Below are 24,631 nucleotides of genomic sequence, written 5' to 3'. Positions count from 1 at the left end.
ATGGGATGTTTCATCCTATTTGCCTATGTGCGATCCCTGCGCTGCTGCCTGCTCATGGTGCCGTTTTTCGGCGCGTCGTTGACGCTGTCCGGATGCGCGCTTCCAGATGCGTCAGCCGGCTTGCACGACATCAACGCGGCCGCGGTGCAGGCCGCGGATCGCCCACTGACAGTCGATCACGACGCAACGCAACCCGCCGTCGCGCAGATGGCGAGTGCGCTGCTGCGATCCAGCGAGCAGGCGGACGACAGCGGGTTATCCGACGCTGCCGGGGCGCGACCCGCAACCCAGGTCGAGCAAACCGGACTGGCATCGTGGTACGGCAGCGCGTTCAACGGCCGACGCACCGCGAGCGGCGAGCGCTACGACATGAACGCGCTCACCGCCGCGCATCGCACGCTGCCACTTGGCGCGTGCGTGCGGGTGACGTCCGTCGGCAGCGCGCACTCGGTAGTTGTGCGTATCAACGATCGTGGGCCGTTCGTGCGCGGCCGGGTGATCGACCTGTCGCATGCCGCGGCGGTGGCGCTAGGTATGGGCGCAGCCGGGAACGCGCAGGTCTGGCTCGAGCGTTTGACGGCGACGCGCGATGGACACGCTGCCGCGCATTGTTAATGGTGCGGTGTTTGAGGGTCTTTGATGAAACGTCGAAACGTTCTGGGTTGCTAAACGGCAAGCGACGATCATTGCGCGCGCAACGGCATTGTTTCTGATTTATCAGGCTGTAACAAAGGTCTGAATATGTAAATAACAATGAGGGCTACGAAAAATCGCACGTGTGTTCGCTTGGCGCGAAAGCTGATCACGCAGGGGCCCGTGGAGGCATACGTAAGAGCTACCTTCTGCAACGTTACAAAGGGCACTTCTTTCATCTTGTAGCTGCCAGATTCGCCCATTATTTTGCTTTCACTCGTGTGGTTAATCCCCGCGAGCGTGTGATGTTTTTTAGCGGCGTCAGTCTTCTTCGCGAACGCGGCGCCGCTTTTTTTTGTCATCCGTGAGCGTCACCGGCGGCCCTTTGCAGCAGTTTGGGCCGCAAACCAATGCGCTGCGTAAAAAACACAGCATGGCGACTGAGCGCCTGAGCGCGGCGCGATCAGACTAATCTGCCAGCTTCTTCGCCTCACCAGCCGGCCAGCGATTTTCAAAAACGCACTCCGCGAGCGGCATCCGTTTCGCCCAACGCTCGGTTTCCAGCATCGGTTCGCGATAGAACTCGTCGACGTGGCCCAGACACAGAATCGCGACCGGCCGCGCGCCGTTCGGCATCTGCAGCAACTGGCGCACGCGCTCGACATCGAACAGCGATACCCAGCCCATGCCGAGACCTTCGGCGCGGGCAGCCAGCCACATGTTCTGGATCGCGCACGCCACGGACGCGAGGTCCATCTCGGGCAACGTGCGGCGGCCAAAGATGTGGCGCTCGCGACCGTCCATCAGCGCCATCACCAGCAACTCGGCACATTCCAGCATGCCTTCCACCTTGAGTTTCATGAATGCATCGCGCCGTTCGCCGAGCGCGTCCGCGGTCGCCACGCGCTCGCTTTCGACCGTCGCATGCACGGCTCGACGCAACGCCGGATCGGTAATGCGCGCAATGCGCCACGGCTGCATGTAACCGACGCTCGGTGCGTGATGTCCAGCGTCAAGCAGGCGTTCGAGCACGGCAGGGTCGACCGGATCGCTCACGAAATGGCGCATATCGCGCCGCTCATAAATGGCGCGATAGACGGCGTCGCGCTCTGCGTCGTTAAAAGGTTTCGCCATTGAACAATGCGGCCGCGAAGGCCGGGTTGGAAGGCCAGTAAGCGTGCATGTACGTCGCGACGATCGGCCCCACGCGGTACACGGCCTCGCCGGGCGCGCCGCCTTGCGGCCGGGTGGCGTGGCAGCGCGGCGCAAGCGGAGTGGTCAGCTTCGAATAATGGAACGTGTGGCCGGTCATCGGTCCGTGCCGACCGTCGATCTGCTGCATGCCGAGCGCGGTGAAGCGTGTCTGCATGACGGCGCGGCCGGGCAGCAAGCCGAGCATCGGCGTGCTGGTGCCCTGCGTGTCGGTGAGTTCGTCGAGCAGGTACAGCATGCCGCCGCATTCGGCGACGAGCGGTTTGGCCGACGCCACGTGCGCGCGAACCGACTGCGCCGTGCGTGCGTTGCGCGCGAGGGTGGCCGCGTGCAGTTCGGGATAACCGCCGGGCAGGTACAGCGCGTCGGCCTCGGGCGACACGCGCTCGTCGGCGAGCGGCGAGAAGTACTCGATTTGCGCGCCCAGCGCCGCGAGCAGCGCAAGATTGGCCGGATAGATGAACGAGAAGGCAGCGTCGCGCGCGACGGCGATCCGCTTGCCGTCCAGCCGCCGCGGCAGCGCGATGTCACGCGGTGCACCGAACGCGACCGGCGGCGGCAGTTGCGCGAGCGCGGTCTGGTGGAGCGCATCGGCGGCGCGTTCGAGACGGGCGTCCAGGTCGTCGATTTCGGCGGCCTGATGCAGGCCGAGATGGCGATCGGGCAGCTCGAGCGCGGCGTCGGCCGGGATGTGGCCGCACCACCGCAGATCGCCGGGCAACCTTTCCTGAAGCATCTGCGCATGTCGCGCCGAGCCGGTGCGATTGGCGAGCACGCCATAAAAGGGCACGTCGGGCCGCAAGCGCGCAAGGCCGAACGCGAGTGCGCCGAAGGTCTGCGCCATCGACTTCGCCGAGATCACCGCGAGCACCGGTATGCCGAATCTCGCGGCGAGATCGGCGCTGCTCGGCGTGCCGTCGAAAAGACCCATCACGCCTTCGATCAGGATCAGATCGGCCTCGGCCGCCGCCTGCGCGAGCAGCGTGCGGCACGCGGTTTCACCAACCATCCACAGATCGAGCGACAGCACCGGCTCACCGCTTGCCTGCGCGAGAATCATCGGATCGAGAAAATCGGGGCCGGTCTTGAAGACGCGCACACGCCGTCCCAACCGACGGTGATAGCGCGCGAGCCCCGCCGTGATCGTGGTCTTGCCCTGACCCGATGCGGGCGCGCTGATGAAGAGCGCGGGGCACGCATGCGGCGCAATCGCAGTGACGGCGGACATGATTCAGAACTCCACGCCGCGCTGCGCCTTCACGCCCTGCTCGCGATACGGGTGCTTGACGATGCGCATTTCAGTGACGAGGTCGGCGGCTTCGATCAGCGCGTCCGGCGCGTGGCGGCCGGTTACGACGACGTGCAGCATCGGCGCACGCGCGTTGATCACGGCGAGCACTTCGTCGAGCGGCAGGTATTCGTACTTGAGCACGGTGTTCAGTTCGTCGAGGATCACCATCTGGTAATCGCCGCTTTCGATCATGCGCCGCGCCTCGTCCCAGCCCTTGCGCGCCGTGGCGATGTCGGCGTCGCGATTCTGCGTGTTCCAGGTGTAGCCGTCGCCCATCGTGACGAAATCGCAATGAGCGATTGCGCCGAGAAAGTCGCGCTCGGACGTGTGCAGCGCGCCCTTGATGAACTGCACGACGCCGAGCCGCATCCCGTGGCCGAGCACACGCACGGCCATGCCGAACGCGGCGGTGGTCTTGCCCTTGCCGGTGCCGGTATTGACGATCAGCAGACCCTTTTCGACGGTGGCGGCAGCCTGCTTCTTTTCGTGGCCCTCGCGCCGGCGCTCGGTCATGCGTTGATGGGATTCTGGATCGGTTTTCATGAAAGGTCCTGATGCCGGGTGTCGTGATGTAAGGAGGCGGGCGGGGCGCTGTCGCGGATCGACGCGATGGCCACGGTCACGCCGTCGAGCGCCAGCTTGCGAACCACGAGGCCCGCAGCGGCTTCGCTGGATGGCGCAGCCGCCGCCAGCAACGCGCACGGTTCGCACACTCCGTCCACGCCGACGTGTTTGCGTACGGCCGCAGAAGGGTTGTCGAGAGCGATCGCCGCGATCTGCTCGCTCGTGAAGCATCGCAGCGGCAAAGCATGCTGTTCGCAGAAAGCGAGCAGGCCGGGCTCGCGGGCTTTGGCGCTAAGGGAGGCGACCACGCCGATCTGCCCGAACGCGCGGGGACCGAGCGCGGCGCGCACCGCGCGCTCGATTTGAGCCGACGTGCTGCCCGAGCGGCAGCCGATGCCCACGCTCAGCGTTTTCATGGCTCACCTGCCGGGCCGCTCACTGCACCGGCGTCCGGCGCGGGCGCGGCTAGTATCGCATTCGTCTCGACGGTAGCCACGGCCCGCGCCAACGCAAGCGACACCACACCGCCGATCACCACGATCGCGGGCGACCCCAATGCGGCCTGCGAAACCGCATCGGCGAAGTCGGCGAGCGGCGCGACCACATGCCGCTGCTGCGGCCGCGTCGCCGATTCGATCGCCGCGCACGGCGTGTCGCCGCGCAGGCCGGCTGCTCGCAGCGCGGCAACGATATCGTCGAGCCGCCGCATGCCCATGTAGATCACCAGCGTCATGCGGGTGGCGACGAGCGCGGCCCAGTCCGGTTCCTCGCTGCCTGCGCCGTGCCCGGTCACGAACACCACGCCTTGTGCGTGATCTCGGTGCGTGACGGGAATGCCGATCGCCGCGGGCGCCGCGATGCCTGCCGTAATGCCGTTGATGACCTGGACTTCAATGCCCGCTTCGTGCAGCGCCTGCTGTTCCTCGCCGCCGCGGCCGAATACGAACGGATCGCCGCCCTTCAGACGCGCGACGCTGCGCCCGGCCCGCACATGCTCCAGCATCTGCGCGACGATGCCCGCCTGCGGCGTGGACGGATGGCCGCCGCGTTTGCCGACATACACGACGAGCGCGTCGGCGCGCGCGAACTGCAGCACGTCCGGATTCACCAGATCGTCGACGAGCACCACGTCGGCTTGCGCGAGCGCGCGGGTTGCCTTCAGCGTCATCAGTTCGACGTCGCCGGGGCCCGCGCCGATCAGCCAGGCGCGGCTCATCGCGGCATGCATGGCACGGGCCATGCAACCGTCGATGCAGCGACGCAACGCGACATGGAGAAGCCGGGACGGTTCTGGGCCGGCAGCGTGGAATCTGGAGTCAGGCGCGGGGTCATGCAATCAGACAGGTTTGCACACGACGATGAACGCAAACGAAAAATGCCCACCGTCACTTGTCTCATGACGAATCACTAGGCAAACGGCTGCGCCGCGTCGTGCTTCAAGCGCCTTCGCATCCGTCCCTCGCGGATTCCGGCGTCGGGCGGCGTGGTGGACACGATGAACGAGGCCGCCGCCTGCGCGTCTGGCCGGTATCCGGGCTGGCGGCCTCACGCGCTTTGCCTTCCCGTCCGCAATCGTTGCAATGTGCCGGACAGTGGCTTCTGAAACGCATGTGCGGCGCGGCCCGATGAGCGCTGCGCCGCTGGTCGCTTACCGTTGCGGGGACAGCACAGGTTGAGCGCATGAGCGCGCTGCCTGTTTCCCGTTTAACTGCACACGCGAACGCATGTGCGGGCACCAAACGCGCGCATACGATAGCACAGGAAGGCCCGTCCGATAAGCCTTCGCGGGGCCGAGCTTCCTTGACGGCGCGGGACTGGCGGCCTACACTCGCACGCACTTTGGTGCTCGTGTGCGCGTTCGTGCGCATGCAGTTAAACGGGAAACAGGGTGCCCGCCTTCCGGTTAGGGTCAACCTGTGCTGCCCCCGCAACGGTAAGCGAAAAGCGGTGTCTGGAACGTTCGTCCAGCGCCGCGGAGCCGGCTTCGATGTCTACGCGCAAGGCCGCGTCGGCATATCACCACTGGGCGAGAAACCACTCGTCCGGGAAGGGGAAGCGGCGCTTTCGCCAGCCCGGATACCGGCCAGAGCAAGCAGAACGAACGCCGCGGGGATGCGGCGTCGCGTTCATGACCTCATTGCCGTTTTCTGTTTCCTGGCTGTCGCGGTAACGCCGTTCGGCGCGCACCTGCTACGCCTATGGATGGACCTCACATGCAAACTCAGCTGCGCAAGATTCCCGTCACCGTCGTCACCGGCTTCCTCGGCAGCGGCAAGACCACGCTGTTGCGGCACATTCTTCAGCATGCGGGCGGCAAGCGCATTGCGGTGATCGTCAACGAGTTCGGCGAGCTCGGTATCGACGGTGAAATCCTCAAGGGTTGCGGGATCGGCTGCGATGAAGACGGCGTCGAAACCGAAGGCCAACTGTACGAACTCGCGAACGGCTGCCTGTGCTGCACCGTGCAGGAAGAGTTCTTCCCGGTGATGGAGCGGCTCGTCGAGCGGCGCGACCAGATCGACCACGTGCTGATCGAAACGTCCGGCCTCGCGTTGCCCAAGCCGCTCGTGCAGGCGTTCAACTGGCCGCAGATCAGGAACAGCTTTACCGTCGACGCGGTGATCACGGTCGTCGACGGTCCGGCTGCCGCAAGCGGGCAGTTCGCGGACAACCCGGTCGCGGTAGACGCACAGCGCAAAGCCGACCCGAATCTCGACCACGAATCGCCACTGCATGAACTTTTCGAAGACCAGTTGTCCGCGGCGGATCTGGTGATCCTGAACAAGACGGACCTGCTCGACGACGCGCGCCTAAGCGCGGTGGAGACGCTGATTCGCGAGGACATTCCGCCGCAGGTGAAGATCGTGCGCGCCCACATGGGTCAGCTCGATCTGCATGCGCTGCTGGGTCTCGAAGCGGCGTCGGAGGAAACGATCCACCTGCGCCACGACCATCACGGTTCGGCTGAAGACGCCGACCATCATCACGATGAATTCGACTCGGTGGTCGTGCATGCGCACGCGCCGTCGCGCGAGGCGGTGATCGCGGCGTTGCAATCGCTCGTGGAGAGCAGCACGATTTATCGCGTGAAGGGCTTCGCCGCGCTGCCGGGTGCGCCGATGCGGCTCGTGATTCAAGGCGTGGGCCGCCGCTTCGACAGCTATTTCGACCGGCGCTGGCAGGCAGGCGAACTCGACGCGTCGGCGCAAAGCCGTTTCGTGCTGATCGGTGAAGACCTCGATCAGTCGGCGCTGCAGCGCGCGTTCGAAGCGGCGCTGGGCGCGCCGTCGAACGTCAGCGCGCAGCAGGCCTGAACACACGCGCAAGGGCTCGCCATGCATCTGCTGCGCACCACGCCGGGCGGTTTTGTCGACGATACGCAAGGCGTGATCCGGATCGATCAGCAGCCGGCCGCGATCGTGGTGCTCAGTTCCGCCGACACCACGCTCTCGCTGCTCGCGAGCGTGGTCCCGCGACTCGGCAACGGCTTTCCGAGCGTGCGGCTCGCGAACGTCACGTACTTGCGGCAGCCGGCGTCCGTCGATTTTTATGTCGAAGACGTGCTGCAGCACGCGCGTGTCGTCGTGGTCGATCATCTCGGCGGCGAAGCGTACTGGCCTTACGGCATCGAACAGGTGGTCGCGCTCGCGCAGCGCAAACAGCAGACGCTCGCGATGTTTTCCGGCGACTTGCAGGAAGACCCGAACCTGCTCGCGCGCAGCACCGCAAGCGCCGACCTCTGTCATCAGCTATGGCGCTATTTGCGCGAGGGCGGTTCACAAAACGCGGAGGCGTTTTTACGCTGCATCGCGCATCGCACGTTCGGCTGGGGACATGAGCCCGCGCCGCCGCGCGTGCTGCCGGCCGCGACGCTCTATCATCCCGCGCACGACACGCCCACGATCGCCGACTGGCAGGCGCGCTGGCAGCACGGCGCGCCCGTCGCGGCGATCCTCTTTTACAAGGCGCATTTGCAGGCGGCCAATACCGCGGTGTTCGATGCACTGATCGACGCGCTCGAAGCGCAACGCGTTAATCCGCTGCCGATCGCGATTACGTCGCTGAAAGATGCGATGAGCCGCGACGTGGTGCAAACGCTCTGCGAGCAGCACGGCGTTTCGCTCGTGCTGAACACGACGGCATTCGCCGCGTCCGCGATCGACGACCCCGACCCGCTCGCACTCGCTGGCGACGCGCCGGTGTTGCAGGTGATTCTGAGCGGCGGCAATCGCGAAGACTGGTTAAAGGACAATCAGGGCCTCAATTCGCGCGACATCGCCATGCATATCGCGCTGCCCGAGGTGGACGGCCGCATCATCACGCGCGCGATCAGTTTCAAAGGCCTCGCTTACCGATGTCCGCACACGCAGGTGGATGTGGTGCGTTATCAGCCGGATCATGAACGTGTGACGTTCATCGCAGAGTTGAGCCGCCGCTGGTGCCGCCTGCGGACTGCGCAGCATGCAGATAAGAGGCTCGCGCTGATTCTCGCCAACTATCCGATGAGCGAAGGCCGCATCGGCAATGGCGTGGGGCTCGATACGCCGGCGTCGGTAGTCGGCATTCTTTCGATGCTGCGCGACGAAGGCTATCGCGTCGCCGATCTGCCTGCGAACGGCGACGCGTTGCTGGCGAAACTCACCAAAGGCGTGACCAACGACCCGGTCGTGCGGGATTTACGGCCCGCGCTGCAGAGTTTTGCGCTCGACGACTATCTGCTGCACTTCAATGCGTTGCCCGCCGACGTGCGCGAGGCGCTGAACGCGCGCTGGGGCGCACCGGAGCACGATCCGACGCTGCGGCGCGGTCGCTTCATGATCGCGGGCTGGCGCTGCGGGCAGGTGTTCGTCGGCATTCAGCCCTCGCGTTCGCGCGGCGAGCGCGATTATGCGAGTTATCACGACGCCGAACTCGTACCTCCGCATGCCTATCTCGCGTTCTATTTCTGGCTGCGTCACCAGTTCGGTATCGACGCGGTCGTGCATGTCGGCAAGCACGGCAATCTCGAATGGCTGCCGGGCAAGAGCGTCGCGTTGAGCGGCGCGTGCTGGCCCGACCTGATCCTCGGGCCAATGCCGCATCTCTATCCGTTCATCGTCAACGATCCGGGCGAAGGCAGTCAGGCGAAGCGGCGTGCGCAGGCGGTGATCATTGATCACCTGATGCCGCCGCTCACGCGCGCCGAAAGTTACGGGCCGCTGCAGGATCTCGAACGTCAGGTCGACGAATACTATGAAGCGTTGATGGTCGATCCGCGTCGCTCGAAACTGCTGCGGCGGTCGATTCTGTCGACCATCGTCGAGCACCGCTTGCACGAGGAACTGAGTGTCGCCGAACCGGACGGCGAGGACGACGAAAACGCGTTGCTCACACGCGTGGACGCATGGCTTTGCGAGTTGAAAGAAGCGCAGATTCGCGACGGCCTGCACACGTTCGGGCAGTCGCCGGCGGGTGTGCAGCGGCGCGATACGTTGCTTGCGTTGGGACGTTTTCCGGTCGGAGACGGGCAACGCGGCAATGCCGGGCTCGTCGATGCGCTGGCGCGCGACCTGAAGATCGATCATTACTTCGATCCGCTGTCGGTGGACTGGTCGGCGACATGGGAGGGCCCGCATCCCGACGTGTTGCTGCGTGTGAGCGACGCGCCGTGGCGGCATGCCGGTGACACGCGCGAACGTCTGGAACTGTTGGCGGCGCAACTGCTGCGCGGCGTATGCAACGATGATTCGCCGGCGGCGACCGTTCCCGTGGCCGCCGCCGGGAACTTCCCACAAGCCGGACAGGTGATCGAGCGTCTGCGCAACGATGTATTGCCGCGTCTGGACGCATGCGGCCCGCAGGAAATGCGCAATCTGAAACGCGGCCTCGAAGGGCGCTTTGTTCCGCCCGGACCTAGCGGCTCGCCTTCGCGTGGCAGACCCGACGTGCTGCCCACCGGGCGCAACTTTTATTCGGTCGATACGCGCGCGATTCCGACCCAGGCCGCGTGGTCGCTCGGGTTGAAGTCCGCGCAACAACTGATTGAACGGCATCTGCAGGACAAGGGCGACTATCCGCGCGCGATCGGCCTCTCGGTCTGGGGCACCGCGACGATGCGAACCGGCGGCGACGATATCGCACAGGCGCTCGCGCTGCTCGGCGTGCGGCCTAAATGGGCGCCTGGCAGTCACCGCGTGACGGACTTCGAGATCATGCCGATCGAGGCGTTCGATCGTCCGCGTATCGACGTGACGTTGCGCGTGTCCGGCTTTTTCCGCGATGCGTTCGCCAATGTAATGCATCTGTTCGACGCCGCCGTGCAGGCCGTCGCCGAACTGGACGAACCCGAAGCGCTCAATCCGATCCGCGCGCGCGTGCAGCGTGAGCGTGACGCGCTGATCGCGCGCGGCATGGACGCCGCCGAAGCACGCAGGCAAGCCGGCTTTCGGGTGTTCAGCGCGCGGCCCGGATCGTATGGCGCGGGTTTGCAGGACATGATCGACTCGCAGCAGTGGCAGTCCGACGCCGATCTCGCGGACGCGTATCAGGCCTGGGGTGGTTATGCGTACACGCAAAAGCGCGCGGGCGAGGACGCGCGCCACGCATTCGGCACGCGTCTGGCAGCCATGGACGTGGTGCTGCAGAATCAGGACAACCGCGAACACGACGTGCTCGATTCGAACGACTACTACCAGTTCCAGGGCGGCATGGTGGCGGCGGTCCGGCATCTAGGCGGTCACCAGCCGAGCATCTATCACGCGGATCACAGCAATCCGGCCGCGCCGCGCGTGCGAACGCTGCATGAGGAAATCGTGCGCGTGATTCGCTCGCGCGTGGTGAATCCAAAGTGGCTCGACGGCGTGAAGCGTCACGGTTACAAGGGCGCCGCTGAAATTGCCGCGACCGTGGACTACCTGTACGGCTACGACGCGACGGCGCGCGTGATTGCCGATCATCAATACGCGCTCGTCACCGACGCATATCTGAACGACGCCGACACACGCGAATTCCTGCAACGTCACAATCCGCACGCGCTGCATGCAATCTGTGAGCGTTTGCTCGAAGCAATGCAGCGCGGCTTGTGGCAAGCGCCCGGCGACTATCGCGCGCAGGTCGAACACCATCTGCTCGCGAGCGAACAACAGATCGAAGGAATGCAAACATGAGTGCAGCCACGTCACGGCCCGCGTTTCCGTTCGCCGCGCTGATCGGCCAGGCGCCCTTGCAGCAGGCGCTGCTGCTGGCCGCGATCGATCCCGGCCTCGGCGGCGTGCTGGTGAGCGGGCCGCGCGGCACCGCGAAATCCACGGCTGCGCGTGCGCTTGCCGAATTGCTGCCGCAAGGGCAACTGGTGACGCTGCCGCTCGGCGCGAGCGAAGACCGGTTGATCGGCACGCTCGACATCGAAGCGGTGTTGCGCGACGGCGAGGTGCGTTTCTCGCCGGGACTGCTCGCGAAAGCGCATCGCGGCGTACTTTATGTCGACGAAGTCAACCTGCTGCCCGACGCGTTGGTCGATGCATTGCTCGACGCCGCGGCGAGCGGCGTGAATACGATCGAGCGCGATGGCGTGTCGCACAGTCACGACGCGAGCTTCGTGCTGATCGGCACAATGAATCCCGAAGAAGGCGAGTTGCGGCCGCAGTTGATCGATCGTTTTGGGCTCATGGTCGAGTTGCAGAACTGTTTCGACCCGGACGTGCGGCAGGCCATCGTGAAGGCGCGTCTGGCGTTCGATGTCGACCCGCAGGGTTTCCGCGCGGCTTACGCTTCGCAACAGAATGACTATGTGCAGCGGATCGGCGCTGCACGTATGGCGTTGTCACGACTTTCATTCGACGACACCGTGCATGCGCATGTCAGCGCGCGCTGCATCGAGGCAGCCGTCGATGGCTTGCGCGCCGACCTCGTGATGCTGCGTGCGGCGCGCGCGCTGGCCGCGCTGGAGCAGGCCGCCGCCGTAAGCGTGGAGCATGTGGAGCGGGTTGCTGAAGCTGTGCTGGTTCATCGGCGGCATCAGCGCGACACAAATCGGAGTGGCGGTGCGCAGGAACGTGGGGCCGGCGATTCGCCTTCTTCTGCGTCCTCAGAAGGACGCGAGCAGACGGCCTCGGGTGCGGTGCAGGGCGACTGGGGATATTTGCCGCCGGAGCCGGCTGCCACGACGCCCGTGAAGGGCGTGAAGGGCGTGATCGCGCTCAACGTAAAAAAGCGCTGAGCCATCGGAAAGACGCCGCCGCTGACTCGCGCAGCGGTTTTCGATGGCCGCAAGGCGCTGGCGGGCAATCGCGCGGCCGGCTCGCTGCGCAGCCGGGCGGACGCATAGCGTGGCCGCTCACGCTGGCAGCAAAGCGCCGCGCGGCGTTGCGCGCCGACCATCTGCGATACGTGCAGCAGACCCCGCGCGCAGGCGTGCTGCATTGCTTCGTGCTCGACTGCTCGGGGTCCATGCTCGCGGGGCGGCGTCTCGCGCTCGCGAAAGGGCTGCTGATCGCGCTCTTCGACCGTGCTGGCGCGACGCGCGCCGAGGCGGCGCTGGTGTGCTTCGGCGGAAGCGGTGTGGATCTGTGGTTCGGGCCCGCAGTGCCGCGCTGGTGGAACGAGCGCTGGCTCGAGCCGGTCGGCGGCGGCGGCGGTTCGCCGCTGGCAGCGGGGGTCGGGCGTGCCAGCAGGCTGCTGGAGCAAAGCGCGCGACGCAGGCCCGCGCAGCAGCGCTGGTTGTGGATTCTGACCGACGGCCGCAGTCGCGATCAGCCCGTGCGCCCGGCGGATGCGGACGAAGTGGTGTTCGTCGATTTCGAGCGCGATCAGGTCCGGTTGGGACGCTGCGAGGCGCTCGCGCAGGCGTGGGGCGCGCGGCGGTTCACGCCGGAAGAGCTGATCGGGTGAGCGGCCTGCATGCACCGTTTGCTTGGGCGTGCATCAGTCGTCCATGAGCAGCCCATGAGCAGCCCATGAGCAGCACGGTCAGTCGATGGGCTTCGATCTGCGCCTACTTCAAACTGTTCGACCAATACAGCACGTCGTCCTGCCGGTCGAAGACGAAGACTTTCATCGCCATCTGCTGGGTGGTGTCGAGTTGATCGAGTTCGAGTCCGTGCGTGGTCGGCTCGTCGGGCGTATTGCCCTTCTGCACGTTCCGGATGACGGCAGTGGTCTCGATGCGGGTGTCCGTGTCGGTGCATTTCAGGCGGAACGCAATGCGTAGACGCTCGCCGACCGCACCGAGCGCCCATGAGGACGTCAGCGACATGCCGAGCGCGCTGATGCTCTTCGCGAGTCCGAGGCCGTCGTACGTGTCGCCGCTTTCTCTAATGCCGAAGCGCACCGGCAGATGCGCGCGAACGCGAATCGACTTGCGCTCACGCAGACGGCGAATTACGCCCGGCCGCGACAGCACGACATAATCGAACGGCGCGCGGCAGATCGCCTCGATCGTGCAGACAAAGCGGAACACGGCATGACTCGCTATCGCGACAATTTCGATGTTTTCGCCTGCTCTCAGATCCAGCTTGCGGCCGTCCTGTAATGGCGGCGTGACGAAGAGCGCGTGGTTGGGCGCAAAGCCGATGATGCGGCAAGGATGCATGGGCGCACCGCTGCCAAGCTGAGAGCGCACGCCGATCAGTGCGCCGATTTCGAGGTGCATGTCCTTGAGCGTCAACGGCGTTTCGTGATCGGCCTTCGCTGCCGGAGGCTGCGGCTGCGCAAGCTCGTCGAGCAGATCGCCACGGTGTGGGTGGAAATGCGCAAACAGGAAAGTGCGCTCAGCGGTGCTCGCGAGCGCAGCGCCTCGCGCGAACAGCAGCGAGCCGTCGGCATCGACAATCGGCCATTCGAGCGGGGTGCCGACCGGCACCGCGTCCCGGGTAAGGACGGGCGATGGGGCGGATGAGGCCTTTTCAGCGTGTTCCTCAACAGAATCGTCCATGGTCGGCGGCTGTGTGAGTGGCGGGATATCTCGGTTGACGGCGTCAATCGGAAATACTTTAAGGGATTTATGCGAATCCGGTATTTATTTCTGGTTGCGGGGGCGCGACTTGCGCATGAGGTCGGCGTGGCTTCGGTCAATGCACGATGTCTGTATTCAGTCAGTGTGCATGTGATGGAGAAGATCGACGTAAGTGTGCAATGCGCTTTTCGAACTTATCCTCGCGCATCTGGATGCCGTCAAATTGCATTGGATAACTAACTATTATTCGAGCAGCGCTGTGGCGACTCTTTTCATCGCCGGAGAACTTTTTGAAAATAATTGCGAGAAGGGGTTGACGGGGTGGGGGCTGCATCGCATAATTCGCCTCCCGTTTGATGACGGACGCGAAGAAAGCAGAGCTTCCAAGCGAGAGTTCTTTAAAAACTAACAGCCGATAAGTGTGGGCGCTTGATGCGCTGGCGCACACCGGGTCTTACGGGGCCGGGTGAAGCGAAAGTATCAGGTCTCACACAGTAATGAAAGGAAGGTTTTTCTGTCGAGAGATGGAAGGATCATTCGTCAGTACGTTGAGTGAGCGACCGGGTTCGAGAGAGCCCGAGAAACAGTAACAGGTTTGAACTGAAGAGTTTGATCCTGGCTCAGATTGAACGCTGGCGGCATGCCTTACACATGCAAGTCGAACGGCAGCACGGGGGCAACCCTGGTGGCGAGTGGCGAACGGGTGAGTAATACATCGGAACGTGTCCTGTAGTGGGGGATAGCCCGGCGAAAGCCGGATTAATACCGCATACGCTCTGCGGAGGAAAGCGGGGGATCCTTCGGGACCTCGTGCTACAGGGGCGGCCGATGGCAGATTAGCTAGTTGGTGGGGTAAAGGCCTACCAAGGCGACGATCTGTAGCTGGTCTGAGAGGACGACCAGCCACACTGGGACTGAGACACGGCCCAGACTCCTACGGGAGGCAGCAGTGGGGAATTTTGGACAATGGGCGCAAGCCTGATCCAGCAATGCCGCGTGTGTGAAGAAGGCCTTCGGGTTGTAAAGCACTTTTGTCCGGAAAGAAAACGCTGTGGTTAATACCTGTGGCGGATGACGGTACCGGAAGAATAAGCACCGGCTAACTACGTGCCAGCAGCCGCGGTAATACGTAGGGTGCAAGCGTTAATCGGAATTACTGGGCGTAAAGCGTGCGCAGGCGGTTCGCTAAGACAGATGTGAAATCCCCGGGCTTAACCTGGGAACTGCATTTGTGACTGGCGGGCTAGAGTATGGCAGAGGGGGGTAGAATTCCACGTGTAGCAGTGAAATGCGTAGAGATGTGGAGGAATACCGATGGCGAAGGCAGCCCCCTGGGCCAATACTGACGCTCATGCACGAAAGCGTGGGGAGCAAACAGGATTAGATACCCTGGTAGTCCACGCCCTAAACGATGTCAACTGGTTGTCGGGCCTTCATTGGCTTGGTAACGTAGCTAACGCGTGAAGTTGACCGCCTGGGGAGTACGGTCGCAAGATTAAAACTCAAAGGAATTGACGGGGACCCGCACAAGCGGTGGATGATGTGGATTAATTCGATGCAACGCGAAAAACCTTACCTACCCTTGACATGTATGGAAGTCTGCCGAGAGGTGGATGTGCCCGAAAGGGAGCCATAACACAGGTGCTGCATGGCTGTCGTCAGCTCGTGTCGTGAGATGTTGGGTTAAGTCCCGCAACGAGCGCAACCCTTGTCCCTAGTTGCTACGCAAGAGCACTCCAGGGAGACTGCCGGTGACAAACCGGAGGAAGGTGGGGATGACGTCAAGTCCTCATGGCCCTTATGGGTAGGGCTTCACACGTCATACAATGGTCGGAACAGAGGGTTGCCAAGCCGCGAGGTGGAGCCAATCCCAGAAAACCGATCGTAGTCCGGATCGCACTCTGCAACTCGGGTGCGTGAAGCTGGAATCGCTAGTAATCGCGGATCAGCATGCCGCGGTGAATACGTTCCCGGGTCTTGTACACACCGCCCGTCACACCATGGGAGTGGGTTTTACCAGAAGTGGCTAGTCTAACCGCAAGGAGGACGGTCACCACGGTAGGATTCATGACTGGGGTGAAGTCGTAACAAGGTAGCCGTATCGGAAGGTGCGGCTGGATCACCTCCTTTCCAGAGCTTATGCGTCAGGCGACGCACCAAGCGCTCACGCTTATCGGCTGTGAACTTTGAAGACACACATGCACAGCATACGCAGACAGACTCAGGGGTCTGTAGCTCAGCCGGTTAGAGCACCGTCTTGATAAGGCGGGGGTCGATGGTTCGAATCCATCCAGACCCACCACTGATTCTGCGGTGGCTGACCGGTGAGACCCCCGGGGATGGAAAGCAGATGCTGTTCTGTGCATGACCGGGGGGATTAGCTCAGCTGGGAGAGCACCTGCTTTGCAAGCAGGGGGTCGTCGGTTCGATCCCGTCATCCTCCACCAATCCTCAATGCCTAGTGTTCGGTATTCACCGAGCGTTATGCATTGGCGATTGAGCCAGTCAGAGCGATACGTGGTGATGGTAACTGCGCTATCGGCTGTCGTTCTTTAACAATCAGGAAGAAGTAGTAAAGAGATTCACGAAAGATCACTTAGAGATGGGTGATCGAGTAGGTGAATCAGGGTTGTGATTGTATCGATGTATTTTTAAGTGATCGAAAGATTGCTTTGGAATACGGCGCAACACGAATACTCAACCTGTAGCGAGTGGGTCGGAAGACGCACCCGTTATAGGGTCAAGCGAACAAGTGCATGTGGTGGATGCCTTGGCGATCACAGGCGATGAAGGACGCGGTAGCCTGCGAAAAGCTACGGGGAGCTGGCAAACGAGCTTTGATCCGTAGATGTCCGAATGGGGAAACCCGGCCCGAATGGGTCATCCGTAACTGAATACATAGGTTACGCGAAGCGAACGCGGCGAACTGAAACATCTAAGTAGCCGCAGGAAAAGAAATCAACCGAGATTCCCAGAGTAGTGGCGAGCGAAATGGGAGCAGCCTGTACTCTTTATCTTCATTGTTAGTCGAACGCTCTGGAAAGTGCGGCCATAGCAGGTGATAGCCCTGTAGACGAAAACAGCGAGGAAGAACTGGGTGTACGAGAAGTAGGGCGGGACACGTGAAATCCTGTCTGAAGATGGGGGGACCATCCTCCAAGGCTAAATACTCGTGATCGACCGATAGTGAACCAGTACCGTGAGGGAAAGGCGAAAAGAACCCCGGGAGGGGAGTGAAACAGATCCTGAAACCGCATGCATACAAACAGTCGGAGCCTTCGCAAGGGGGTGACGGCGTACCTTTTGTATAATGGGTCAGCGACTTACATTCAGTGGCAAGCTTAACCGATTAGGGCAGGCGTAGCGAAAGCGAGTCCGAACAGGGCGATTTCAGTCGCTGGGTGTAGACCCGAAACCAGGTGATCTATCCATGGCCAGGATGAAGGTGCGGTAACACGTACTGGAGGTCCGAACCCACTAACGTTGAAAAGTTAGGGGATGAGCTGTGGATAGGGGTGAAAGGCTAAACAAACCTGGAAATAGCTGGTTCTCTCCGAAAACTATTTAGGTAGTGCCTCGTGTATCACCTTCGGGGGTAGAGCACTGTCATGGTTGTGGGGTCCATTGCGGATTACTACGCCATAGCAAACTCCGAATACCGAAGAGTGCAATCACGGGAGACAGACATCGGGTGCTAACGTCCGGTGTCAAGAGGGAAACAACCCAGACCGCCAGCTAAGGTCCCCAAATATTGCTAAGTGGGAAACGAAGTGGGAAGGCTAAAACAGTCAGGAGGTTGGCTTAGAAGCAGCCATCCTTTAAAGAAAGCGTAATAGCTCACTGATCGAGTCGTCCTGCGCGGAAGATGTAACGGGGCTAAGCAATATACCGAAGCTGCGGATGCATATTTATATGCATGGTAGGAGAGCGTTCCGTAAGCCTGCGAAGGTGCACTGGAAAGTGTGCTGGAGGTATCGGAAGTGCGAATGCTGACATGAGTAGCGATAAAGGGGGTGAAAAGCCCCCTCGCCGTAAGCCCAAGGTTTCCTACGCAACGTTCATCGGCGTAGGGTGAGTCGGCCCCTAAGGCGAGGCAGAAATGCGTAGCTGATGGGAAGCAGGTCAATATTCCTGCACCATTGTCAAATGCGATGGGGGGACGGATCGCGGAAGGTTGTCCGGGTGTTGGACGTCCCGGTCCTTGCATTGGAGAAGGCGCTTTGGCAAATCCGGGCGCGGAATTCAAGGGTGCGAGGCCATTCACTTCGGTGAAGAAGCAATCGGAAGTGGTTCCAGGAAAAGCCTCTAAGCTTCAGTTTGACAGTGACCGTACCGCAAACCGACACAGGTGGGCGAGATGAGTATTCTAAGGCGCTTGAGAGAACTCGGGAGAAGGAACTCGGCAAATTGGTACCGTAACTTCGGGATAAGGTACGCCCCTGTAGCTTGATGCCCCTGCGGGCAGAGGGTGAAGGGGTTGCAATAAACTGGTGGCTGCGACTGTTTAATAAAAACACAGCACTCTGCAAACACGAAAGTGGACGTATAGGGTGTGACGCCTGCCCGGTGCCGGAAGATTAAATGATGGGGTGCAAGCTCCTGATTGAAGTCCCGGTAAACGGCGGCCGTAACTATAACGGTCCTAAGGTAGCGAAATTCCTTGTCGGGTAAGTTCCGACCTGCACGAATGGCGTAACGATGGCCACACTGTCTCCTCCCGAGACTCAGCGAAGTTGAAGTGTTTGTGATGATGCAATCTCCCCGCGGCTAGACGGAAAGACCCCATGAACCTTTACTGTAGCTTTGCATTGGACTTTGAACCGGTCTGTGTAGGATAGGTGGGAGGCTTTGAAGCGTGAACGCCAGTTTGCGTGGAGCCAACCTTGAAATACCACCCTGATCTGTTTGAGGTTCTAACCTGGGTCCGTTATCCGGACCGGGGACAGTGCATGGTAGGCAGTTTGACTGGGGCGGTCTCCTCCCAAAGTGTAACGGAGGAGTACGAAGGTACGCTAGGTACGGTCGGAAATCGTGCTGATAGTGCAATGGCATAAGCGTGCTTGACTGTGAGACTGACAAGTCGAACAGGTGCGAAAGCAGGTCATAGTGATCCGGTGGTTCTGTATGGAAGGGCCATCGCTCAACGGATAAAAGGTACTCTGGGGATAACAGGCTGATACCGCCCAAGAGTTCATATCGACGGCGGTGTTTGGCACCTCGATGTCGGCTCATCTCATCCTGGGGCTGTAGCCGGTCCCAAGGGTATGGCTGTTCGCCATTTAAAGAGGTACGTGAGCTGGGTTTAAAACGTCGTGAGACAGTTTGGTCCCTATCTGCCGTGGGCGCTGGATATTTGAAGGGGGCTGCTCCTAGTACGAGAGGACCGGAGTGGACGAACCTCTGGTGTACCGGTTGTCACGCCAGTGGCATCGCCGGGTAGCTATGTTCGGAAGAGATAACCGCTGAAAGCATCTAAGCGGGAAACTCGCCTTAAGATGAGATATCCCCGGGGCTTCGAGCCCCTTGAAGGGTCGTTCAAGACCAGGACGTTGATAGGTCAGGTGTGGAAGCGCAGTAATGCGTTAAGCTAACTGATACTAATTGCCCGTAAGGCTTGATCCTATAACAGGTGTGTGACGGCCAGCCGTCAGTGCGCAAGCACTCATGGCGGCCCCACCCTGCGCCACCGCGCAGGGTCTTGTGCAGACCACACACGGTTGAGATCAGTGTTGTGCCAGAAACAGCACAACCCAAAACTTCTCTGGTGAGCCTCACCAGACACTACTTCTTCCCCGATTGGTTGGGCTGTCCCCCACAGGACAGCGCAACAGCAAGTCATGCCTGATGACCATAGTGCGTCGGTCCCACCCCTTCCCATCCCGAACAGGACCGTGAAACGACGCCACGCCGATGATAGTGCGGATTACCCGTGTGAAAGTAGGTCATCGTCAGGCTCCCCAGCAGTGTCAGAAACCCCACCCCAAAAAGGTGGGGTTTCTGCGTTTACGGCGTGCGTATAACACACTGTCACTGCTTTCCAAGCCGCAACGCATTCGCGTAGCCCGTCAGTTCAAGATACGCCTGTCCTACGTCGACACCGCCGCGACTCACGCACGCAGCGCCTTCCCAATAGACCGCGCCGGTCGATTGCCGCGAATCGAGTTCCTGGTCGTCCATGAGTGGGTCGATCCGCCATGTCGAGGTTCCCGTCTTCACGATCATGGAGACGGGATAAGGTGTATTCGTTCGAGGCGAGCGCCATACCCGGACCGGAGTGAACTCGACCTGCCCGGGGCCGAAAGCGGTCACCTGTCCATTGCGTTGCCGAAGTGCCGCGTGTGCCCACACGGCGTGTCCGTCACGCGCACGAACCTTGAAGGCCATCAACGCCGACCCATCGTTCAGGTTCGCGCCAATCCAGTCCCAGCCCACGGCATCCTTGTCGAGCAGCGTGCTGGACCACTCGTGATCGAGCCAGGCCTTACCCGTGACAACGGTACCGCCCGGCGATTTCGCGCCCGCCGCTGTCGGCCGGATCACGCTGCCCGTTACGCGTAACTGCGGCTCGCTGTAGTAATAGCTCGCTTGCTCCGGTCGAGGTCCCTTGCGTGAATAGCCGCCATCGCCCTGGATGAGCGGCGCCTGCGTGGGTGTCAGCGAGAGATGCAGGGAGAAGCCGCTGGCGTCTACGGCGACGTCATAGTGACCATCCACGGCGCGCGCGATTGTCCACTTGTCGAGTTTGACGCCGGTGTTGCCCGCTCGCGCGTAAGCGAGGCCCAAGCCCTGGCGTTCAATGCGCTGGTCATGGGCAAGGTGACCGAGCGCCGGATCGCTCAGCGCGGCATGCGCAATGATCAATTGCGACGGCGCGAACGCGCTCGGGTCGGCGGTATCGTGCCCGGTTGCCGAGCGGAAAAACGTGATCTGAAATCCGAGCGGCTGGTTATCCGGCGTGGTCAGCCACCCGGTCGCGTACCACCATTCGGTTCGGAACGCGGGATGGGAGCCCGTGTCCTGCGGCAGCGTAATTGAATGCGCCGGCGTCACCACCGCGAATTCCGGCGCTGCCGCAAAAGCACCGCCGAGGGTCAGCGGGCCGCTGCACAGCAGTACGCCGATATGAGCGACGAGTCGCGAGCAAGAGGCGAGGCGCCGCATCACCAATCCTCCTTCACCGCGCGCACTGCATTCACCGACACGGCGCCACGCCCTGCGACGACCGCCGTCGAGCACGACGACACGAGCATCACCAGCGCGACCGTCGACAGAACACTCCACGGAATATGCAAAGACATGCTCCAGTGAAACGACTGTGGATTCACCACGAACACCAGGATCAGACTGATCGCGAATCCCAGCACGAAGCCCATGAAAATGCCGCAGGCAGTGAGCATGCCGCCTTCGAGTGCGAGGATCGACAGTATCTGCGAACGGGTTACGCCGACATGGCGCAACATGCCGAACTCACGCGCGCGCGCAAGTGTCTGCGCAGAAAACGTTGCGGCCACGCCAAATAATCCGATGACGATTGCCACCGCTTCGAGCAGGTAAGTGATCGCAAAACTCCGGTCGAAAATGACGAGCGTGCGCGCCCGGATTTCGCCAGGCTGCGATAGATCCAGCGACGCGCCAAACGGCAACGCGCGCAATCCTGCAATGACGTGATCGACACTCACGCCCCGTTGAACGGTCACGGCGACGTCGGTGGCGGCCGTGTCACCGGTAAGACGTCGGTAGTCGGCGAGCCGCAGTTGAATCGCGCCGGTCTGCCGCACGTAATCGCGCCAGATGCCGGCAACGACGAAGACCTGTGCGTGGTCGCCAAGCGGAAGGCGCACACGTTGTCCGAGCTTGTACCCGTACAGGTCGACCATTGCTTCGGACACCCAAACAGGTATCTCGCTGCCATGCCAGCCGTTCGGAGGCAGCACAGGCCCCGTCATTTGCAGATTCGCGCCGGGATCGGCTGCGTCGATCTCTCTCGCGAGCACCCCGACGTCCGGCCGTGCCGGGTCGAGCGTGAGGTGGGAGGTTCGAGCGAACGCGGCCGTGCTGATGCCGGGCACGGCGGCAAGACGTGACTGTTCGTCCGGACGCAGGCCACCGGTGTCGCCGTTCGACGCCACACGCACATACAGATCGGCGGAAAGCAGATGCACGAGCCAGTCTTCCACGGACACGCGAAAGCTGGCCACCATGATCGCCATCGCGACGATCAGCGCAAAGCTCGACAACACGCCGCCCATCGCAATCGACGCATGCCCCGGCGCGTTGGCGAGCCTCGCAAGCGCAAGCGTGCGGGTCGCACCACGGCGTCGAGCGAATGCACGGCTGGCCGCGCCGAATATCAGCGCGGTCACGCGCGGCATCAACGCAATGCCGCCGACGAGCAGCAACGCGACAGCCAGATAGCCGCCAATAGGCGCATCGAAAACCGGCGGCAAACGCGTGAGCAGCGCTGCAACGAGCAGACAGACAAGCGCGGGCCACGGCGTGGCGAGCCGCGCCAGCGCGCCTTCTTCCGCGCCGGCCTTCAGCGCCGCCGCGGGTCGTGCGCGCGCCGCCTCGAGCGCCGGCGCCAGACTGCCGAGCACGGACACGGCAACGCCGAGCAACAGAAATATCGCGGTCGCAAGCGGTTCAAAGCCGACCTGCGGTTGCACGCCCGGAAAATACCCGCCGCCCAGGTCGCTGCCAAAAAACCGCAGCGCGCCACTCGCCATCGCATAGCCGAGCGCCAGTCCGCACAGCGAGCCGAGCACGCCGAGCAGCGCGCCTTCCAGCAGAATCTGCCGCAACAGCTGCCCACGCGTCAGCCCGAGCACGCGCAGCATTGCGAACTGCGCGCGACGTCGCACGACGCCGAGCGCCTGCGTCGAAAACACGAGAAAGGCTCCGGTGAATAGCGCGACCAGCGCGAGCACGTTCATGTTGATCCGGTACGCACGTGAGAGGCGGTCGGTGCGGTTCTCCGCGTCGCGCGTCTCGGCGACGACCCAGGTGTCGCCCAGTTGCGCCTGCAAATCGCGCCGGAAACGTTCCCGATCGACGCCGCGTTCGAGTTGCACATCGACGCGCGACAGCTTGCCCAACGCGCCGAATTTCCACTGTGCGGTAGCAATGTCCATCACCGCGAGCCGCTGACCCGGACGCGTTCGCACCAGGCCGCCCGCCACGCGCAGATGAACAATGGAGGTGCCGCTTTGCAGCGCAACATCGTCGCCGGTCTTGACATTGAGCCACTGCTGCGCGGCCGACGACAGGAAAATGGTGTCGGACGCGAGCGTATCGAATGGTCGATCCGCCGCGGGCACGCCGGTCAGATCGGGCGCAATGCGGCTCGCCTTGAAGACGTCGATGCCCAGTACCGGTAGCGCGCTATTGCGCGCGGGCACGGCGACGTCGAGTGCGAGCACCGGACTGGCCAGTGCGACGCCTGCCGTATTAACGAGGCGCGGATAGATCGACTCGTCGAATAATGGCCGGGCGCCGCGTATCTGCAGATCGGCTTCGCCCGACAGACTGCGGGCGGCTGCCGAGAACTCGTTGAAGGCGGCGCTGTTGATCAACTGGACTGCATAGCCAAGGGCGACCCCGAGTGCGATCGTTGTGATTGCAACGATCGCGCGCCCGCGATGACTGCGCCATTCCGCGGCCAGCAGCCAACGGGCAAGGATGCGGTAGCCGCGCGCGCGGCGCAACGCGCGCGGGTCAGCGGTCGCCATCGACGCAGCGGGCAGTGGAGTGGGGCGTCGTCGCGGGCGGTACCGCGACGCGTTTGCCCGGCGACGCATGCAGGCCGCCGTCGCGCAGAATCAGGATGCGGTCGGCGACTGCGGCGGCGGCTTCGGAATGCGTCACCATGATCGTGGCCGCGCCGGTCGCCTTGCTTTGCGCGCGGAACAGGCCGAGCACTTCGTGCGCGGTGTCAGGGTCGAGATTGCCGGTGGGTTCGTCGGCGAGAATCAGTTTCGGGCGATGCACGAGCGCCCGCGCAATCGCGACACGCTGCAGTTCGCCACCGGAGAGCTGGCGCGGGAAATCGTCGCCCCTTCCGTCGAGGCCAACGGCTGCGAGCATGTCGTGTGCGGCCGTTGTCGGCATCTCATTGAGCAGCAGCGGCAATGCGACATTCTGCGCGAGCGTGAGGTGCGGCAGCACGTGAAAAGCCTGGAACACAAAGCCGAGTTTCTGGCGACGCAGGCGCGTGGCCGCGTTGTCGTCCAGCCCGGCGAGCGCGTGACCGTCGATGACCACGTCGCCGCTGTCCGCGCTGTCGAGACCGGCGATCACGTTCAGCAGCGTCGATTTGCCGACGCCGGAGTCGCCCATGATCGCAATGAATTCGCCGGGTCTCAGCGTGAAATCGAGGCTTGCGAGCACCACACGGGCCACGCCATACGTCTTGCTCAAACCGCGGCACTCGAGCGCGGGAACGTCCACTTCATCATGAAACGCCATGCGTGGTCCGAAAGGTATAGGCGACGAAAGAAGCATGATTGCATGCAAGGCCGGCGTTTGCCTGCGGCCACGGCGCGCAATGAGGACGAAAAACGTTTAGCGGGTTGTAAGTTTCGAACAGCGCGCAGGTGTGCTCAGATCGGCCAGTCGAGTCAATCGATGATGGCCGCTCGGCGACCTGGCGGCGGCCCGACCGGCAAAACTCTAGAGTGACGGGACAAATTTTTTAAAGCCTGGTTGGGTCCCCATGTTTCACCGTTCGGGAAAAAAATGGCGCAACCGGACAGCTCGGCCGAGCACATGCTATTCCCGCCAACGAGCGCCCGTGAAAAGCCTCGAATAAAAGTATTGAACTACACGCTAACGGCTATGAACGTCTACGAAAAAATCAGGCATGCGTGGCTTGCCCGGCCTGTTGTGCAGACGCATATTTGAAACCATTGCGCAAGGGCCTGCGTGGCAACAAAGCATTACTGCGGCGGACTTTGCATTGTTGCGCTGCAAAAGTTTTCTTATCTTGGTAATCTCCCACCCTT

Annotated in this window: 15 protein-coding genes, 2 tRNA genes, 3 rRNA genes and 2 riboswitches; of the genes, 10 read left to right on the top strand and 10 right to left on the bottom strand. The window is 62.4% G+C overall.

The window, feature by feature from the left end; translation table 11 throughout:
* Positions 1-54: 54 nt before the first annotated feature.
* Complete coding sequence (locus tag AAGS40_RS20475; protein ID WP_345814591.1) at positions 55-615, top strand: septal ring lytic transglycosylase RlpA family protein; 561 nt, start codon at positions 55-57, stop codon at positions 613-615.
* Positions 616-683: 68 nt separating this feature from the next.
* Here the strand turns inward: AAGS40_RS20475 and AAGS40_RS20470 are convergent, their stop codons facing one another.
* From AAGS40_RS20470 to cobA, 6 genes are all read right to left on the bottom strand, one after another.
* A complete protein-coding gene (locus tag AAGS40_RS20470) occupies positions 684-995 on the bottom strand; it encodes a hypothetical protein (RefSeq protein ID WP_345814589.1) in 312 nt (103 codons plus the stop codon).
* Between the two features lie 106 nt (positions 996-1,101).
* On the bottom strand, positions 1,102-1,767 hold the full coding sequence (bluB, locus tag AAGS40_RS20465) for a 5,6-dimethylbenzimidazole synthase (protein WP_345814588.1): 666 nt from the start codon (positions 1,765-1,767) through the stop codon (positions 1,102-1,104).
* Complete coding sequence (locus AAGS40_RS20460; protein WP_345814587.1) at positions 1,751-3,073, bottom strand: cobyrinate a,c-diamide synthase; 1,323 nt, start codon at positions 3,071-3,073, stop codon at positions 1,751-1,753. The genes bluB and AAGS40_RS20460 overlap by 17 nt, the downstream gene beginning before the upstream one ends.
* A 3-nt stretch (positions 3,074-3,076) precedes the next feature.
* Positions 3,077-3,679 (bottom strand): cob(I)yrinic acid a,c-diamide adenosyltransferase, encoded by a 603-nt coding sequence (gene cobO / locus AAGS40_RS20455; RefSeq protein ID WP_345814586.1) that lies wholly within the window; start codon positions 3,677-3,679, stop codon positions 3,077-3,079.
* Complete coding sequence (locus tag AAGS40_RS20450) at positions 3,676-4,116, bottom strand: cobalamin biosynthesis protein (RefSeq protein WP_345814585.1); 441 nt, start codon at positions 4,114-4,116, stop codon at positions 3,676-3,678. The genes cobO and AAGS40_RS20450 overlap by 4 nt, the downstream gene beginning before the upstream one ends.
* Complete coding sequence (cobA, locus tag AAGS40_RS20445) at positions 4,113-4,916, bottom strand: uroporphyrinogen-III C-methyltransferase (RefSeq protein ID WP_345816527.1); 804 nt, start codon at positions 4,914-4,916, stop codon at positions 4,113-4,115. Before cobA ends, AAGS40_RS20450 begins: the two co-directional genes overlap by 4 nt.
* Before the next feature lie 288 nt (positions 4,917-5,204).
* Positions 5,205-5,455: riboswitch (cobalamin riboswitch) on the bottom strand.
* A 68-nt stretch (positions 5,456-5,523) separates the two neighbouring features.
* Positions 5,524-5,803, top strand: a riboswitch (cobalamin riboswitch).
* Between the two features lie 110 nt (positions 5,804-5,913).
* Here cobA and cobW point away from each other — a divergent pair.
* From cobW to AAGS40_RS20425, 4 genes are all read left to right on the top strand, one after another.
* Complete coding sequence (gene cobW / locus AAGS40_RS20440; RefSeq protein WP_345814583.1) at positions 5,914-7,014, top strand: cobalamin biosynthesis protein CobW; 1,101 nt, start codon at positions 5,914-5,916, stop codon at positions 7,012-7,014.
* Between the two features lie 21 nt (positions 7,015-7,035).
* A complete protein-coding gene (gene cobN / locus AAGS40_RS20435) occupies positions 7,036-10,845 on the top strand; it encodes a cobaltochelatase subunit CobN (RefSeq protein WP_345814582.1) in 3,810 nt (1,269 codons plus the stop codon).
* On the top strand, positions 10,842-11,897 hold the full coding sequence (locus tag AAGS40_RS20430) for an ATP-binding protein (protein ID WP_345814581.1): 1,056 nt from the start codon (positions 10,842-10,844) through the stop codon (positions 11,895-11,897). Before cobN ends, AAGS40_RS20430 begins: the two co-directional genes overlap by 4 nt.
* A gap of 122 nt (positions 11,898-12,019) precedes the next feature.
* Positions 12,020-12,568 carry a VWA domain-containing protein gene (locus tag AAGS40_RS20425; protein WP_345816526.1) on the top strand — a complete coding sequence of 183 codons (549 nt, stop codon included), beginning with the start codon at positions 12,020-12,022 and terminating at the stop codon, positions 12,566-12,568.
* Between the two features lie 103 nt (positions 12,569-12,671).
* On the opposite strand, the gene AAGS40_RS20420 is transcribed toward AAGS40_RS20425, so the two are convergent.
* Complete coding sequence (locus AAGS40_RS20420) at positions 12,672-13,610, bottom strand: flagellar brake protein (RefSeq protein ID WP_345814579.1); 939 nt, start codon at positions 13,608-13,610, stop codon at positions 12,672-12,674.
* A 618-nt stretch (positions 13,611-14,228) separates the two neighbouring features.
* On the opposite strand from AAGS40_RS20420, the gene AAGS40_RS20415 reads away from it, so the two are divergent.
* The 5 genes from AAGS40_RS20415 (at position 14,229) to rrf (ending at position 19,585) form a co-directional block, all read left to right on the top strand.
* Positions 14,229-15,761: ribosomal RNA gene (locus tag AAGS40_RS20415) — 16S ribosomal RNA — on the top strand.
* A 95-nt stretch (positions 15,762-15,856) separates the two neighbouring features.
* Positions 15,857-15,933, top strand: a tRNA-Ile gene (locus AAGS40_RS20410).
* 69 nt (positions 15,934-16,002) lie between these two features.
* A tRNA-Ala gene (locus AAGS40_RS20405) sits at positions 16,003-16,078 on the top strand.
* Positions 16,079-16,369: 291 nt separating this feature from the next.
* A 23S ribosomal RNA gene (locus tag AAGS40_RS20400) occupies positions 16,370-19,253 on the top strand.
* Between the two features lie 218 nt (positions 19,254-19,471).
* Positions 19,472-19,585 (top strand): 5S ribosomal RNA (rrf, locus tag AAGS40_RS20395).
* The 16S, 23S and 5S rRNA genes sit together here with 2 tRNA genes alongside, the layout of an rRNA operon.
* Before the next feature lie 73 nt (positions 19,586-19,658).
* Here the strand turns inward: rrf and AAGS40_RS20390 are convergent.
* From AAGS40_RS20390 to AAGS40_RS20380, 3 genes are read right to left on the bottom strand one after another with little or no spacing between them, the layout of a single operon-like run.
* Complete coding sequence (locus AAGS40_RS20390; RefSeq protein WP_345814578.1) at positions 19,659-20,792, bottom strand: carotenoid 1,2-hydratase; 1,134 nt, start codon at positions 20,790-20,792, stop codon at positions 19,659-19,661.
* On the bottom strand, positions 20,792-23,359 hold the full coding sequence (locus AAGS40_RS20385; RefSeq protein ID WP_345814577.1) for an FtsX-like permease family protein: 2,568 nt from the start codon (positions 23,357-23,359) through the stop codon (positions 20,792-20,794). The genes AAGS40_RS20390 and AAGS40_RS20385 overlap by 1 nt, the downstream gene beginning before the upstream one ends.
* On the bottom strand, positions 23,346-24,095 hold the full coding sequence (locus AAGS40_RS20380; RefSeq protein WP_345814576.1) for an ABC transporter ATP-binding protein: 750 nt from the start codon (positions 24,093-24,095) through the stop codon (positions 23,346-23,348). Before AAGS40_RS20380 ends, AAGS40_RS20385 begins: the two co-directional genes overlap by 14 nt.
* Positions 24,096-24,631 lie beyond the last annotated feature (536 nt).

The organism is Paraburkholderia sp. PREW-6R, from assembly GCF_039621805.1.
Taxonomy (GTDB): domain Bacteria; phylum Pseudomonadota; class Gammaproteobacteria; order Burkholderiales; family Burkholderiaceae; genus Paraburkholderia.
This window is presented reverse-complemented; position numbering and strand designations above follow the sequence as displayed.

Excerpts from the sequence above, each read along its gene's own strand:
- AAGS40_RS20390 (WP_345814578.1), bottom strand. The coding sequence starts at position 20,792 with ATGCGGCGCCTCGCCTCTTGCTCGCGACTCGTCGCTCATATCGGCGTA.
- AAGS40_RS20460 (WP_345814587.1), bottom strand. The coding sequence starts at position 3,073 with ATGTCCGCCGTCACTGCGATTGCGCCGCATGCGTGCCCCGCGCTCTTC.
- AAGS40_RS20450 (WP_345814585.1), bottom strand. The coding sequence starts at position 4,116 with ATGAAAACGCTGAGCGTGGGCATCGGCTGCCGCTCGGGCAGCACGTCG.
- cobW (WP_345814583.1), top strand. The coding sequence starts at position 5,914 with ATGCAAACTCAGCTGCGCAAGATTCCCGTCACCGTCGTCACCGGCTTC.
- AAGS40_RS20380 (WP_345814576.1), bottom strand. The coding sequence starts at position 24,095 with ATGGCGTTTCATGATGAAGTGGACGTTCCCGCGCTCGAGTGCCGCGGT.
- cobO (WP_345814586.1), bottom strand. The coding sequence starts at position 3,679 with ATGAAAACCGATCCAGAATCCCATCAACGCATGACCGAGCGCCGGCGC.
- bluB (WP_345814588.1), bottom strand. The coding sequence starts at position 1,767 with ATGGCGAAACCTTTTAACGACGCAGAGCGCGACGCCGTCTATCGCGCC.
- AAGS40_RS20385 (WP_345814577.1), bottom strand. The coding sequence starts at position 23,359 with ATGGCGACCGCTGACCCGCGCGCGTTGCGCCGCGCGCGCGGCTACCGC.
- AAGS40_RS20475 (WP_345814591.1), top strand. The coding sequence starts at position 55 with ATGGTGCCGTTTTTCGGCGCGTCGTTGACGCTGTCCGGATGCGCGCTT.
- cobA (WP_345816527.1), bottom strand. The coding sequence starts at position 4,916 with ATGAGCCGCGCCTGGCTGATCGGCGCGGGCCCCGGCGACGTCGAACTG.
- cobN (WP_345814582.1), top strand. The coding sequence starts at position 7,036 with ATGCATCTGCTGCGCACCACGCCGGGCGGTTTTGTCGACGATACGCAA.
- AAGS40_RS20430 (WP_345814581.1), top strand. The coding sequence starts at position 10,842 with ATGAGTGCAGCCACGTCACGGCCCGCGTTTCCGTTCGCCGCGCTGATC.
- AAGS40_RS20420 (WP_345814579.1), bottom strand. The coding sequence starts at position 13,610 with ATGGACGATTCTGTTGAGGAACACGCTGAAAAGGCCTCATCCGCCCCA.
- AAGS40_RS20470 (WP_345814589.1), bottom strand. The coding sequence starts at position 995 with ATGACAAAAAAAAGCGGCGCCGCGTTCGCGAAGAAGACTGACGCCGCT.